General features: G+C 64.0%; 14 protein-coding genes. 7 read left to right on the top strand and 7 right to left on the bottom strand.

Annotated features, from left to right (window positions below):
* Nucleotides 1-223 precede the first annotated feature (223 nt).
* Nucleotides 224-1,156, bottom strand: a complete 933-nt coding sequence (locus AC5RUO_RS09730) for a LysR family transcriptional regulator (RefSeq protein ID WP_494009007.1) — start codon at nucleotides 1,154-1,156, stop codon at nucleotides 224-226.
* A 156-nt stretch (nucleotides 1,157-1,312) separates the two neighbouring features.
* Between AC5RUO_RS09730 and AC5RUO_RS09725 the strand changes: the two genes are divergently transcribed.
* Nucleotides 1,313-2,617: an aromatic ring-hydroxylating oxygenase subunit alpha gene (locus tag AC5RUO_RS09725; protein WP_494009008.1), complete on the top strand. Its 1,305-nt coding sequence runs from the start codon at nucleotides 1,313-1,315 to the stop codon at nucleotides 2,615-2,617.
* Nucleotides 2,614-4,020: a ferredoxin reductase gene (locus tag AC5RUO_RS09720; protein ID WP_494009009.1), complete on the top strand. Its 1,407-nt coding sequence runs from the start codon at nucleotides 2,614-2,616 to the stop codon at nucleotides 4,018-4,020. The genes AC5RUO_RS09725 and AC5RUO_RS09720 overlap by 4 nt, the downstream gene beginning before the upstream one ends.
* Before the next feature lie 122 nt (nucleotides 4,021-4,142).
* On the opposite strand, the gene AC5RUO_RS09715 is transcribed toward AC5RUO_RS09720, so the two are convergent.
* From AC5RUO_RS09715 to AC5RUO_RS09705, 3 genes are all read right to left on the bottom strand, one after another.
* Entirely contained in the window at nucleotides 4,143-4,745 is a 603-nt protein-coding gene (locus AC5RUO_RS09715; RefSeq protein ID WP_494009010.1) for a TetR/AcrR family transcriptional regulator, read from the bottom strand.
* Between the two features lie 72 nt (nucleotides 4,746-4,817).
* On the bottom strand, nucleotides 4,818-5,675 hold the full coding sequence (locus tag AC5RUO_RS09710; protein WP_494103353.1) for an alpha/beta fold hydrolase: 858 nt from the start codon (nucleotides 5,673-5,675) through the stop codon (nucleotides 4,818-4,820).
* Nucleotides 5,672-6,733 (bottom strand): NADP-dependent oxidoreductase, encoded by a 1,062-nt coding sequence (locus tag AC5RUO_RS09705; RefSeq protein ID WP_494103352.1) that lies wholly within the window; start codon nucleotides 6,731-6,733, stop codon nucleotides 5,672-5,674. The genes AC5RUO_RS09710 and AC5RUO_RS09705 overlap by 4 nt, the downstream gene beginning before the upstream one ends.
* 292 nt (nucleotides 6,734-7,025) lie before the next feature.
* Between AC5RUO_RS09705 and AC5RUO_RS09700 the strand changes: the two genes are divergently transcribed.
* From AC5RUO_RS09700 to AC5RUO_RS09680, 5 genes are all read left to right on the top strand, one after another.
* Nucleotides 7,026-7,622: a lytic transglycosylase domain-containing protein gene (locus AC5RUO_RS09700; protein ID WP_494103351.1), complete on the top strand. Its 597-nt coding sequence runs from the start codon at nucleotides 7,026-7,028 to the stop codon at nucleotides 7,620-7,622.
* Between the two features lie 233 nt (nucleotides 7,623-7,855).
* Nucleotides 7,856-8,182: a hypothetical protein gene (locus AC5RUO_RS09695; protein ID WP_494009014.1), complete on the top strand. Its 327-nt coding sequence runs from the start codon at nucleotides 7,856-7,858 to the stop codon at nucleotides 8,180-8,182.
* 103 nt (nucleotides 8,183-8,285) lie between these two features.
* Nucleotides 8,286-9,419, top strand: a complete 1,134-nt coding sequence (locus AC5RUO_RS09690; RefSeq protein WP_494009015.1) for a PucR family transcriptional regulator — start codon at nucleotides 8,286-8,288, stop codon at nucleotides 9,417-9,419.
* A 132-nt stretch (nucleotides 9,420-9,551) separates the two neighbouring features.
* A complete protein-coding gene (locus AC5RUO_RS09685; protein ID WP_494103350.1) occupies nucleotides 9,552-10,271 on the top strand; it encodes an HNH endonuclease family protein in 720 nt (239 codons plus the stop codon).
* 46 nt (nucleotides 10,272-10,317) lie between these two features.
* On the top strand, nucleotides 10,318-10,677 hold the full coding sequence (locus AC5RUO_RS09680) for a hypothetical protein (protein ID WP_494009017.1): 360 nt from the start codon (nucleotides 10,318-10,320) through the stop codon (nucleotides 10,675-10,677).
* Between the two features lie 53 nt (nucleotides 10,678-10,730).
* On the opposite strand, the gene AC5RUO_RS09675 is transcribed toward AC5RUO_RS09680, so the two are convergent.
* From AC5RUO_RS09675 to AC5RUO_RS09665, 3 genes are read right to left on the bottom strand one after another with little or no spacing between them, the layout of a single operon-like run.
* On the bottom strand, nucleotides 10,731-11,618 hold the full coding sequence (locus AC5RUO_RS09675) for a carbohydrate ABC transporter permease (protein WP_494052215.1): 888 nt from the start codon (nucleotides 11,616-11,618) through the stop codon (nucleotides 10,731-10,733).
* Complete coding sequence (locus AC5RUO_RS09670; protein ID WP_494009019.1) at nucleotides 11,615-12,553, bottom strand: carbohydrate ABC transporter permease; 939 nt, start codon at nucleotides 12,551-12,553, stop codon at nucleotides 11,615-11,617. The genes AC5RUO_RS09675 and AC5RUO_RS09670 overlap by 4 nt, the downstream gene beginning before the upstream one ends.
* A 38-nt stretch (nucleotides 12,554-12,591) precedes the next feature.
* Entirely contained in the window at nucleotides 12,592-13,866 is a 1,275-nt protein-coding gene (locus AC5RUO_RS09665; protein ID WP_494009020.1) for an ABC transporter substrate-binding protein, read from the bottom strand.
* Nucleotides 13,867-13,936: the final 70 nt, after the last annotated feature.

The raw sequence follows: 13,936 nt of genomic DNA, 5'->3' as shown, positions 1-13,936 counted from the left end.
CGATCCCGGCCTGCTCGGCACACGAGAGTGTGAGCACGAACTTCTGCCCCGGCTCCATTGCCGGCAGGGCCGCTGCGGTTGCCTCTGTTTGCATGAGCGTCATGTCCCCTCCTCCTTCTAGATATATTCAAAAGTAGCGAACTGATATATTAGATTGGACCCCAGCGTATACTCGACTGTGACGCAGGTCAACATGTTTATTTCGTTGTCGGGGAAACGATTCTCAGAGTTCGTCCTCCGGCCGGGCGGCGACGATCCGCTCAGCGTTCTTCTGCAGGATGTCGAGCGACTCCTGAATCAGCGGAGAGGCAATGCTGCCCCTACGTACGGCCGCGACAATGCGCCGCGAGGGCCTGCCTTTGCCCGTTAGGCGCAGGCGAACCACATTCTCTGCATTGCGCAAGGGCGCCAGTCGCGGCAGCAAGCCTACGCCGAGCCCCGCACCCACGAAGGCGATCTGGGTTTCCCACTCGACGGCCTCGTGGGCAATCCGTGGTGTCACACCAACTGCCGTGAACGCCGCAGTGAAGAGGGAGTGGTAGGTGGAGCCCGCAGCTTCGGTGATCCAGGGTTCCGAGGCCAGTTCTTCGAGCGTCACCCGTTCCCGGGATGCCAGCGGATGGTCAGACGGAACGATCACGTCCAGGGGATCGTCGAGCAGGACGGTCTGCTCGAAGCGCAGGTCATCCTCGCCGTAGGTGTTCGACTGCATGGCGACAATGACCGCAAGGTCAATCCTCTCGGCTACCAACAAATCGAAGCAGCGGGCCGGGTCGGCCTCAAGTACCTGTACCTCCAGTTGCGGACGCGTTGAGCGGAGAGTGGCCGCAAGCGGCGCGAGCAACTGGGCGGCCGCCGTCGAAAATCCACCGAGGCCGAAATGTGACTGCACCTGGTCGCCGGCCTCCATGGCGGCGGCGCGCAAGCTCTCCCATTCCGCGATGAGGGAGTCCGAACCGGCCACAAGAAACCGGCCCGTAGCGGTCAGCCGCACACCGCGGCCGTCCTTCGCCAGGAGCTGCAAACCGAGCACGCGCTGGAGCTCACGCAATTGCGCGGAGACGGCTGAAGGGGAGTACCCCGTGAGCTCCGCGGTTGCGCCCACGGTCCCGCAGCGGGCGAATACTCGGAGCGTTATAAGTCTGGGATCAATCATGCAACTATTGTGCACGGTTATCTCCGGATTCTTGCGCTTTTATTGAGCTCTCGTGCGCCCTAATCTCTTGGAACAACGCTTTTTGACTACGGCTGCACCGACGCACCCGTAGCCGCCCAGATATCACACGTAACCACGCCTCCCGGGAGGAAACCCATGACTGCTCCAGTGCACCAGCCCCTCAACTCACGCGGAAAACTCGCGTCCTCATTGCCTGCAGAGCAGCTGGCTGAGATCACCGAGTTGTTTGCGTTCCGCCGCACGGGCTACTCCCTCGATGCCCCCTTCTACACCGACCCGGCAATCTTCAAGGTCGACATGGAGGCTATCTTCGGCCAGCACTGGATCTTTGCCGGGAGTGTCGCCGAACTGCCGGAGCCGGGCGACTACATCACGGTCGATTACGGTCCCTACTCCCTGATCGTCCTCCGCACCGACGAAGGGGACGTCAACGTCCTGCACAACGTCTGCCGCCACCGCGGGGCGCGCGTCCTGACCGAAGCTGCCGGTTCCACCGGAAACCTCGTCTGCGGCTACCACTCCTGGACTTACTCCCCTGAGGGCAACCTGATCCACGCCTCCGCCCCCGGAGAAGCGAAGTTCGACAAGAACTGCTTCGCGCTCAAGCGTGCCCACAGCCGCGAGGTTGCCGGACTCATCTTTGTCTGCATCGCTGACGAACCGCCCACGGACTTCGACGAGACCTCGAAGATCTTCGAGCCCTACCTGGCCCCGCACGACCTGTCCAAGACGAAGATTGCCTACCAGCAGAACATCATCGAAGAGGGCAACTGGAAGCTCGTCATGGAGAACAACCGTGAGTGCTACCACTGCGATGGACACCCGGAGCTCGCATGTTCACTCTTCCCCACGTGGGGCCTGACCGAGGGCCTGATTCCTCCGCACCTTGAGGAAGTATGGGACCGCAACAAGGAAGCGCAGTCCTCTCTTGAAGAGCGTTGCCGCCGCTACGGCCTGCCCTACGAGGTGGTAGAGGAGCTTGACACCCGTATCGCCGGAATCCGCATCTCCCGCGAATCCCTGGACGGCGAAGGCGAGTCCTTCTCCGCCGACGGGCGCCGGCTCTCCAAGAAGCTGCTCGGCGACCTGCCGGACTTCCGCCTTGGCCGCTGCTCCATGCACCTGCAGCCCAACAGCTGGTTCCACTTCCTCGGCGACCACGTCATCACGTTCGGCGTCTTCCCCATCAACGAACACCAGTCGCTGGTCCGCACCACCTGGCTGGTGGCTGACGACGCCGAAGAAGGCGTCGATTACGACCTGGAGAAGCTCACGTACACCTGGAAGCAGACCAACCTGCAGGACAAGGCGTTCGTGGAACTGTGCCAGCAGGGCGCTGCCAGCCCTGCCTACGAGCCCGGCCCGTACATGAAGAGCGAATACCAGGTGGAGGCATTCATCAACTGGTACGTGCAGCGCGTTCAGGAGCACTTGGCATGACCGAACTCCTCACTGAAACGGTGATCCAGGAACCACAGCGCATTCGCGGTCTGGAGATGCCGTGGAACAGGGTCATGGGCAGCACCGAGACACCAGCCCGCGCTGCCCGTGCATTGGGCCCCTGGCACCCCCAGGAGTTCATGGCCGAATGCGTGGAGACCGTTGTCGAGGCCGGCGGCCTGATGACCTTCGTGTTCCGGCGCACCGACGGTGCGCCCCTGGCCTTCCGTGCGGGCCAGTATGTAAACGTCGCCTTTCCGGTAAACGGTGAGGACCAGGATCCGGTGGACCGCAGCTACTCGCTGTCCAGTTCGCCCACGGAGCCATGGACGTTCAGCATCAGCGTCAAGCGCGACCCCACGGGCCTGGTTTCTCCGTGGGTGCATGCGAACGTCAAACCCGGCACCGTTCTGGACATGCTCGGACCGGTCGGGGCGTTCCACCTGCCCGACGCCGACCGGCGGGCGCGTTACCTCCTGCTGGCCGCCGGTGCAGGCATCACTCCTATCATGTCCATGGTGCGGACCATCCACTCCCTGCCCGGACACGCCGATGTGGTGGTCCTGTACCACGGGGCGGAAGCCGGAGGTTTTGCCTTCCACCGGGAGCTGGCCTACATCGCCTCCGTGGACTCGCGGATTAAGGTCTTCTACTCCCTGGGCGACCGCAGCAAGCCCGAGGGGTGGGAAGGGCTCACCGGAAGGCTGACGGCGGCCATGCTCGACCAGGTGGCCCCCGACGCCAACGGCCGCCAGGTCTACGCCTGCGGCCCCGAGGGTTACCTGAACAGCGCCACCGAGCTCCTCAAGAAGGTCGGCGTCGACGACACATCCATCTACATGGAGTTCTTCTCGGGAGACCGCCAGACACTCCTTGAATACCAGGCAGAGATCGCGCTGGCAACGGACATCGCGGAGGAAATCGCCGAGGAGATCGCCGAGTCAGCCGAGGATTACTACGAAGGCCAGCCAAGCGCGTTCGGACTCTACGAGCCCGGCTACGACGCCGATGGACCCCTCGAGGCCACGGGGCTGCCGCTGGAAACCGTTGACACGGATGCGCCCGAGGCCGGGGGCAGTGCGGACGCGGAGCCCGAGGCCGTAACCCCCGACGCCTCGAGCTTTGAGACAGTGGGAACGGGAAGCCTCACACTGTCCTTCCTGCGCACCGGCGTCAACGTGCGGATTGATCCCGACCAGCACATCCTCGAGGTGGCGCAGCGAGCGGGTGTCCGGATCGGCGCCAACTGCAAGGAAGGCATGTGCGGCTCCTGCAAGGTCGTCAAGCTTTCTGGGGAAATCGAGATGAACCACCAGGGTGGTATCCGTAAACGGGAGATCGACGCAGGCAAGTTCCTGCCCTGCTGCTCCACGGCGCAGACCGACATGGTGATCGACGCCTAGCAGGTTGCGACGGCAATAGCAGTCCCGGGCGTCATTCCGCAGTACTTGCGGGATGACGCCCGGGTTTTTCGTGCGGTGGGGGTGCTTCTCTTTATTGAAGAACAGCTGGCTGGTGCTGCGGTTCAGGCGGGAAGGATTGCTGCGACCTGGTTCCGGATCTCCAGAAGCAGGTCCTCCACCGGGCGGGAGACGTTGGTTGAAGCGGCCATGCTTAGGAACATGATGGCCGAGATGACGTGTGCAAGCGTGGCTGCGCTATCAGCGGTGGTGCGGGCTTCCCGTTCCAGGACGGCGGCTATGGCGGCCTCAGTCCCCGCCGCGAGGGTGAGCGCGGCATGGTGGTGGGGCTCGTCCGGGTCGCCGAAGACCATCTCGCGCAGGTACGTGCGGCCGTTGTCGATCTGGGTCCGGTTGCATACCACCACCGGGCGGACGATGGCCATGACGGCATCGAGGGGCACGGTAATTCCTGCCGCCTCCGCAGTGCCCTTGGCGAGGGCATCCGCGTAGGCCGAGTTCTGGACGAGCAGCAGCAGCTCACCCTTGCTCTTGGCATACAGGAACAGTGTGCCCGTGCCGATGTCGGCCCTGTCCGCGATCTGCTGGGTAGTGACGTCGTCGATACCGTGCTCGGCGAAGAGTTCGCGGGCCGCCGCCGTGATCCGGTCAAGTTTGGCCTGTTTGTTCCGTTCCCGCCGGCCGACGGGCTGGGAAGCAAGGTGCATGGCGGGGGGTCCTCCGGGCGGTCATGGTGTTCAGCTGGTTTCGAGTGTAGTCAATGGGGTGGCCGCCGGGCGTCAGCGCTTGAGGAATCCGATGGCTGCGGGAATGAACTCTTGGTAAAACTGGAAAATCCCGCCGTGGCCGGAGTCCGGGTACATGGCCAACTCTGATCCTTCGATGCGCCGATGCAGGTCCATGGACAGGATGGAGGGAACCATGCGGTCATGGTCGCCGTTGGCGATCAGTGTCGGGTGGTTGATGGCTGACAGGTCGGCCGGCTCGGCGCGGCCCCAGTTCCTGATGGCTTTCAGCTGGGCACGGAAGGCCTGGATCCGGACCGGCAGGTCTCGTGCGGCGGTGCGCTGCCGAATGCGGGTGATGAACTCCTTTGCCGCCTGCTTGCCGGCCGAGGAGCGGTTGAAGAAGAGGAACTCCTTCGGATCGGCCCGGACCAGGGCGGCGCGCAGCACGTCGTAGTACGTGACCCTCGCAACCTTGTCCATGCTTTTTCCGCCGCGGGGGCCGGTGCCGGCGAGGATGAGCTTCCGGACCAGGTCCGGGTGCTTTCCGATGAGGGCCTGGGCCACCATGCCGCCGAGGGAGAAACCGAAGATGTCCACCTTCTCGAAGCCCAGGGCCCGGATGAAGGCGGTGGCCTCCTCGGCCATGGCCTCAATGCTGCCCGGCACCACGCCGGTGCTGGCCCCGATGCCCCGGTTGTTGAAGGTGACAACGTGGTGCTCCTTGGCAACGGCGTCGATGATCCGCGGGTCCCAGTTGTCCAGGTTGCCGGCGAGGTGGCCGAAGAAGACCACCGGAACCCCGCCCTTCGGTCCCAGTTCGCGGTAGGCATAGCTGACGCCGCCGGTTGTGATGCTGCGGGTGGGTGCAAGCGCATAGGACGATGCAACGGGGATGTGGGCGGCGCTCATGCCGTTTCTCCGGACCTGTGCTGGCCGACGGCTTCGGGCCGGGCGGTGGCGGAGGCGTTATGCGGGGGATTGACCACGACGGCCTTGCCGCGCAATCCGCCGCTTCCCAGTGCCTTCAAGGCTTCCGGAGTCTGGGCGAATGGAGTGACGCGTCCGACGACGGGACGCAGCACGCCGTCGTCGACGAGCCTTGCGATATGGCCCAGTTGCGCGCCGCTGGAGTGCATGAAAAGAAATTCGTAGTGCACGCCGAGCCGGCGGGACTGGCTGCGGATGCTCCGGCTCAGGCCGGTGATGGCGAAGCGGAGTACCGGGTTGAGGCCCAGTTCCCGGGCGAACGCAGGGTCCGGCGGTCCTCCGATTCCGATTGCCTTGCCACCGGGCTTGAGGATCCGGAGGGATTTCTCCAGGTTCGGTCCGCCGAGGCTGTCGAGGACCAGGTCGTAGCCGCTGAGAACCTGTTCGAAGTCCTCGTCCCGGTAGTCGATAACGACGTCGGCGCCGAGTCCGCGGACGAAGTCCGCGTTGGCGGCGCCAGCGGTGGTGGCCACCGTCGCTCCGAGGTGCTTCGCCAGCTGGATTGCCAGCGAGCCCACTCCTCCGGCGCCGGCGTGGATGAGGACTTTCTGCCCCCGCTGCACCTTGCCGCGTTCCACCAGTGCCTGCCACGCCGTCAGGGCCACCAGCGGAAGCGACCCGGCCTCGGCCATGCTGATCGTCGCGGGCTTCAGCGCCAGATCCGCTTCCGCCACGGCGATGCGCTGGGCAAAAGTGCCGATGCGGGCCTTGTCCGGCCTGGCAAAAACCTCATCGCCGGGCTTGAAGCCGCGCACCTTCGTCCCGACCTGGAGGACTGTTCCGGCAAGGTCATTTCCGAGGACCAGCGGCAAAGCGTAAGGGAGGATCTGTTTGAACTCTCCGAGTCGGATCTTTTCGTCCAGCGGGTTAAGCCCGGCCGCCTCCACCCGGACCAGGACATCCTGGTCACCGACCACCGGCTCCGCGACCTCGGTCAGCTGCAGGCCAGCCTTGTACCTGTTGATGACAAACGCTTTCATCTTGAGGCGCCTTTCTTGTTGATTACGCTCAATTATGAGTATGGTCAGAAAAAGTGTCAAGGGTGATAACGCGCGCTAGGGGAGTCGACAAGGAGGATCAGCCGCACAAGGTTTGATTGGTCCGTGCTTGGTCCGTGCTTGGTCTTAGGCGTCTCGTGGTTCTTATCGTGTTTGCGGTCTGTGTCTCGACCGCTTCCTTGTTCTGGCTGCGTGGGCAAGCCGGCGTCGATGCGCGGCAGGTCGTTGCTCCGCCGCCCCGGGCGGGGCCGGGCTCGAAACTCTGTCCTCTGGTATGAGCACCGCGGTGAACGTCACCAGGAGCCCGGATGCCGACTGGGTTGTCCGGGCGGCCGGGCAGACCGGCATCCCCGACCGAGCGTTGCGCGCATACGTTGCCGCGGCGGTAACCGTCAATGATTCCGTTCCGGCATGCGGGCTAGGGTGGAACACTTTGGCGGCCGTCGGTTTCGTCGAAACAGCACACGGAACGTACGGGGGCGGCATTCTCACCGCCGAGGGGGAAGAGAGCCGCCCGATTGTGGGCCCGGTGCTTGACGGTGCCGGATTCGCCGCGATCGCCGACACGGACGCTGGAACCCTGGACGGGGACGCGCGCTGGGATCGCGCTGTGGGACCGATGCAATTCATCCCCTCCACCTGGCGGCTCGTAGCGCGCGACGGGAATGGGGACGGAACGGCGGACCCGTCCAACATCGACGACGCTGCCCTCAGCGCGGCAGCCTATCTATGCGCCGACGGCCGTGACCTCACCACGTCGGAAGGATGGACCGCCGCCATCTACGCCTACAACCAGTCCGACACCTACATCCGCCAAGTGCGTGACAAGGCCACCGCATATGCAGCCAAGGCAGACACTGGGGAGAGATGATGCACCTGGGGTACTGCGCCGGGATCTTGGTTAACCGTGGCAACCGGGGCCGCCGGCCGTGCTGAGGGCAGCTGATAGGCGCAGGCTATCTACGGCTTCAGGCGGCGCGCGTTGTTGGCGTTTTCGTTCCCCGCGGCCAGCACGGTGGCGGATGAGCGGCTGATCCCTAGGAGTTTGAGTGGATACCCGGAAGCTGATTGGCGACCGGGACTCGGACGTCTACACCTTCCTGGGTGACCGGCTGGACGAGGTTCGGCGCCATGCTGGCATCGACCGGTCTGGCCGAAACCACCGGCAAGGCCGCCGCTGACAACCTGCGAGTGACAAGCGTCGTCGCCATCACCATGTTCTCCGCACTCCTGGCGATCCTGATCTCCGAAACGACGAGCAACACAGCCTCGGCCGCCGTCGTGGTGCCCATCGTCATACCACTGTGTGTCGCCACGGGAGTGGATCCGTTCGTGCCGGCACTGGGCGGCTTCAGCTTCGACATCATCGGGGCAATCCTCATCATCAGCATCTCCCGGTCATGGTCGGGATCAACCGGGATCGGACGCTGACGGTTCCGCCGCACCGGTCGGTACATACCGGCAAAGCCACGCCCGCCCGGAAACCGTCCGGGCGGGCATGGCGTATTTCTTATTAGCCCAGGAGAGCGCGGGTGTGGTCGTTGAGGAACACGCCCGGTGGATCCGGCGGCTCCGGCAGACTGCACGGGTCTACGACCTCCTCCGCACAGCCGGCGCGTCCGAGGACCACTGGCAGAGCCTCGTCCTGAGGCTGGCCACGGAGCTGGATGCGGAACTGTTCGTGGTGGACCGCCGGTGCCTCCACGCCTGGCATCCCGACGGCCAGCCGCTTCCCGGCTTCCTGGCGGATGAATGGTCTCCGCGTCCCGGCAAGGTTTCCGTTGCGGGCAAGAATTTCCAGTGGCACAGGGTCCGGGGCAGGCACGTGCTGACCATGGACATTCCCACCCACGCCAACGCGCTCATGGTGGTGCTGCCCCGCAGCGAACCGCACCCTGACGCCGTCGTCCTGCTTCACGCCGCAACAGTGCTGGAGCTTCAACTGGGACGGATTGTCCTGTCCCTGGAAGGCCGGCACCGGCTGGCCGGCGAATTCCTGCTGCAGGCACTCGACGGCCGTCTGGGGCGGGCCGAGATGGAACGGCGGATCGCTGCGTTCGGGGTTCCGGACCAGTCATTTGTCCTCGCCTCACTGTCAGCGGACGACGGCGACGCGCTGGCGAACGTCCACATCGAACTGTGGCGGCACGGAGTTTCCGCGGCCTCCCTCCGGCGGAACAACCGGCTGCATGTGGTGCTCGCCGCCGACGTGGCGGACGAGTTGCTGGTCCACTGTGCCGGCCCGGAAACCACCATGGGGATCAGTTCGCGGGCATCGGTTGCAGGCCTGCAGCATGCCCTGCAGGAGTCGCTGTGGGCGCTGGGCTCGGCCAAGGCGAACAAGGTCCGGCTGGCCCGGTATGCGGAGGGCCCGAGCTGGCCGGGCCTGACGGGAGTGGAGGAGGGGGCGGCCCTGGTGCGCCGCCTCCTGGGTCCTGTTTTCGACTATGAGCAACGACAGGACGGGGACCTGATGGTCACCCTGAAGGCGTACCTGGACTTGCAGCGTTCATGGCAAAAGACCGCCGCAGCTCTGTTTACGCACAGGCAGACCATCATGTATCGAATCCGGAAGATCGGTGAGCTGACAGGCCTGGATATGGGTGAGACGTCCACGCTTGCGCAGTTGTGGCTGGCGCTGCAGGTCCACGAAGCGATGCGCGGCTGACACCGGCCGCCTGGAAATTTGTCTTGCAAGGACCGGGGGAGGGGTCCGGTGTGACAGGCGCCATAGTTCATCCTTCCGCCCAGGAGCAGCAGCGGAGGTTAGCGTTGAAAGCCCGCTGCCCCCCGAAGGACCATGAAGATTTCCCGCTTTGCCACCAAGTCCCTTGCCGCCGTCACTGCAGTTCTGCTGGCTGGTTCACTTGCCGGTTGTGATGCCGCCGCTAATGCGCTGGAGGCCATCGAATCCGCTCCGCGCAGCGCCGCCAGTGATCCCGCTCCGGCAGATCCGGCTGCTGCCGGCAACGCCCTCAACCAGCTGCAGACCATTCCGGTGAAGGGCCGTGCGCCGAAGACCGGCTATTCCCGCGATGAGTTTGGTCCGGCCTGGGCTGACGTTGACCGGAACGGCTGCGACACCCGCAATGACATCCTGGCCCGGGACCTCACCGACGAAACCTTTAAGCCCAGTACCAATGACTGCGTTGTTGTGACCGGCACCTTGGCCGACAAATACACCGGCACAACCATCGATTTCGTGCGCGGGCAGGACACCAGTTCCGCCGTCCAGATCGACCACCTCGTAGCACTTAGCGACGCCTGGCAAAAGGGCGCGCAACAACTCACTGCTGACGAGCGCAAGGACCTGGCCAACGACCCGCTGAACCTCATGGCCGCAGATGGACCCACCAACGGCGCCAAGGGTGACAAGGACGCTGCCACCTGGCTGCCGCCGAACAGGGCATTCCGGTGCGAGTATGTCATCCGGCAGACGGCCGTTAAGGCCAAGTACAAACTATGGGTAACGCAGGCTGAGCATGATGCGATCGCCGGCATCCTCAGCGGCTGCCGGTAAGCGCACGAACACTGCAAAACACTCCGGCCCTCATTATGCTCGGATCATGGCGGTTCAAGATTCTGCGGAAAATCCCACCAGGTCCATCAACCAGGAACTGAGCCAACGGCGCGGCTGGTTACTGGTCATCGCCGTGGGGCTGGCCGTCCACATCCTCAGTATCGTCATCGGTTTAAGGCCCGCGGGGCCGCTCTGCGGCAGTCCGCTGCTGCCGGAAAGCCAGGCAGCTGAAATGGCCGATGCCCAACTGCACATCACGGCGCTCGCGCCGGAGTGCTACCGGAACATCGAAGCCGCGGCGGCGCCCGTCTGGATTCTCATGGCATTCGGTATCGCTTTGGTGCTGCTGGGAGTTGCCGTCAGGATAGCCGGTATCCGCCGGTCCTTGACCAGGCCCGCACTCTAAGGGGCGCCTTCCAACGCGCGCGTGGGGTCGGAAGGCACCCCTCTTCGCAGGAACTATTTGACGGCGCCCTGGGTCAGGCCGGACATGACCCAACGCTGTGTGAACAGGTAGACGACGATCGCGGGTGCCATCGCCATCAGGTACGAGGCGAACGCTACGTTGTAGCTGTTGCTGAACTGGGTTTGGAACATCTTTTGCAGCACGGGAATTGTTTGCAGTTCCGGGTCGGAAATGATCAGTGACGGCATCATGAAGTCGTTCCAGGACGCGATGAAGGCGAAGATGCCCACTGTTGCGCTCATTGGCCCGAGCAGGGGAAAGATGAGCCGCCAGAACACCTGCCACGTCCCGGCGCCGTCCATCCGCATGCTTTCCTCCAGCTCCAGCGGAATCGAGCGCAGGAACGCGGTAAACAGCATCGTGTTGAAGGCCAGGGCAAACACGATGTGCAGGATCGCGACGCCGAGCGGATTGTCGAGTCCGACCATGCCGGTCAGCTGGATCTGGGGGAGCGCCACCACCGGGAACGGGATGAACATCGCCGCCAGCAGGTAGAAGAAGGACCAGCGGAAGAGCCGGCGGTCCCAGTTGCGGACGATCGCATAGGCTGCGAGCGCCGACACCACGATCTCCCCGATGACCGCGATGACGGAGACGAACACGGAGATCGCGAAGCCGCGGGGAAAGTTCGTGAGCGTCCATGCCTGGGTGAAACCATCGAAGGTCAGGGGGCTCGGCAAGGAGAAGGCATTGCCGTCCACCGCCTGGCCAGTGGTCTTGAGTGCCATGCTGACCGTGACGTACAGCGGGACAAGCACGCCAAGGGTGCAAACGATCAAGACGGCGGTGGCGGGCCAGTTGGTGCGCTCCTGGCCAACGCGGATGCGGCGCGTGGCAGGGGTCACTGGTTGTGCGGGGATGGTACGGGTCGCGTTGCTCATGCTGCGATCCCTCCTTTGCCACGTGTGAAGCGGAGTTGGATGAGTGCGATGGCGACGCTGATGAGGAAGAAGATCACGGCGTTGGCCATCTGGTAGGCGTAGTCGCCGCCTTCGAAGCCGCGGAAGATTGCCATCGCTACGCTCCGGGTGGCGACCCCGGGGCCGCCGTCGGTAAGGCCGACGATGATGTCGTAGGCGTTGAGGTAGTTCTTGAAGCCCAGCACGGTGTTGATCACGGCATACCCGGCCACGAGCGGCAACGTAATGTGCCGCAGGTTGTGCCAGGGCTTCGCGCCGTCGATGGAGCTCGCCTCGTACACCTCGGCGGGCACGGTCAGCAGGCCTGCGATGTAAATCAGCATCGCACTCGGAACCGACTGCCATGCCGTGACGAAGACGATCGCCAGCCAGGCGAGGTCCGGGTTGGCGAGGATGCTCGTGGTGAGCGGTTCGATTCCCAGGCTCTGGCCTGCCAGCGGCAGCGAATTGGAGAAGAGGTACTGGAACACAAAGGCAATGACGATGCCGGAGATCACCATCGGGATAACGAAGACAGTCCGCAGCGCGGTGCGGAAGCGGACACGGGACGTAAGGCCCAGGGCCAGCAGGAAGGCCAGGACGTTCACGACGACGACGGTCACGAGCGAAAAGGCGAGCGTGAATCCATAGGCGCCGAGGATCCCTTCATCGCGGAAGGCAGCGATGAAGTTACGGAGGCCGATGAATTCGAAGTCGCCGAAGCCAACAGAGTTCGTGAAGCTGTAGATGAAGCCGAGTACCGCAGGGAGTGTGACGGCGAGCGTGAAGATCGCCAGCGACGGCAACAGGAAAAGATAGTAGAGCGGGTCGACCCGGCTTCTGCTTACTCTTGCCGGCGTGGCCGCTGGTGGGGCGGTCACCACCGGCCTGGTGGAAGGTCTCGTCATTGATGACATGGGTGGTCCTCGTTTCGTGCAGGGGTTCGGGGATGCGCCTACGCGCGGAAGGCCAGGCGGGCCCAGTCGGCATCCATGCGGCGCAGGGTGCTCTCAGCGTCCGCTCCGGAGACGATCGACTGGAAGTAGTTCGCGGCGGGAATCGTGTTGGGGATGAACTGCGAGGCGCCCATGTAGAAGCGGCCCCCGTCGTAGTACTTCTGCATGTCCACGATGCGGGGGTCGGTGACCGCCGGTGCGTCCTTGACCGTGCCGAACCCCAGGAACTGGGCGTTGTAGGGGTTCTGGATCTCCGGCTGCATGAGGTACTGAAGGAAGGCGCGGGCTCCCTGCTGCCCGTTGGCCACCTCGGGGACCCAGAGCGAGAGGTCGATGTTGACCCGGACCTTGAGGTCTGCGGGGTTATCGGTCATGGGCAGCGGGAAGGTGCCGAGGTCCACATCGGTGCCGGCCTTTTCAATCTCTCCAAAGGCCCACGGCCCCTGGAAGTACATTGCCGCCTGCCCCTGTGCCATGGCCGTGTTGCCGTCACCGTAGCCGCGGCTGGAGGCGTCCGCATTGACGTACTTCGTCAGCTGGACCATGCGCTGCACCGGTTCCAGCATGGTTTTCTGGAACGACACTTCGGAATCCGGTCCAACCTTTTCTCCGGTGCCGTGCATCGCCTGGTAGAACGCGCGTACGTCCACCATGCCGCCCACCGCGTAGTCGAACAGGCCCTGGGCGATGGTCCAGGGATCGCGGAATGTGCCGTAGATCGGGGTGATGCCGGCAGCCTTGAGCCGTTCGCATACCTCGATAAGTTCGTCCCAGGTTGTCGGGAGGGCCAGGCCGTTGTCCTGAAAAATCCGGCGGTTATAGATGACGGACGCCGCCATCACCGAGTAGGGGATCACGCTGGTACGGCCTGCATAGGTGGGGTACCAGTTCGTCAGGTCGAGCACGTCTTCGCGGATGGCGGCTGCCTCGGGCAGGTCGGAAAGGTCCGACAACGCACCCCGCTCCATGAACCGGGCCATCTCAAGGTTGTAATTGAGGCAACCGAGGTCAGGGGGACTGCTCCGGACGAATCCGGCGGAGAGATTTGTGGCCATGTCGTGCAGAACGCGGAACTGGTCCTGGGACGCGGTGAACTTCGCTGCCAGGTCGCGGAAATAGGGAACGGCTTCCGGCTTTGACTGGTGGAATGTGATGGTCGGGGTGCCCGACGCGCTGCATCCTGCCAAGCCGTAAGCGGCCAGCGCGCTTCCGGCTGCGGCGAGGAATGTACGTCGAGAGACTCGCGTTCCGGCGGACGTCAAGGGTGGCAACATTGGCTCCTGGTGGGTCTCGGAAGATTTATTTGGATCTTATATTTAGGACCTATACGAGGATGGGGGACGG

The sequence above is a fragment of the Arthrobacter sp. Y3221087 genome (assembly GCF_059089905.1).
Note: the sequence above shows the minus strand (reverse complement) of the source record. Positions and strands in the feature narration are given on the sequence as shown.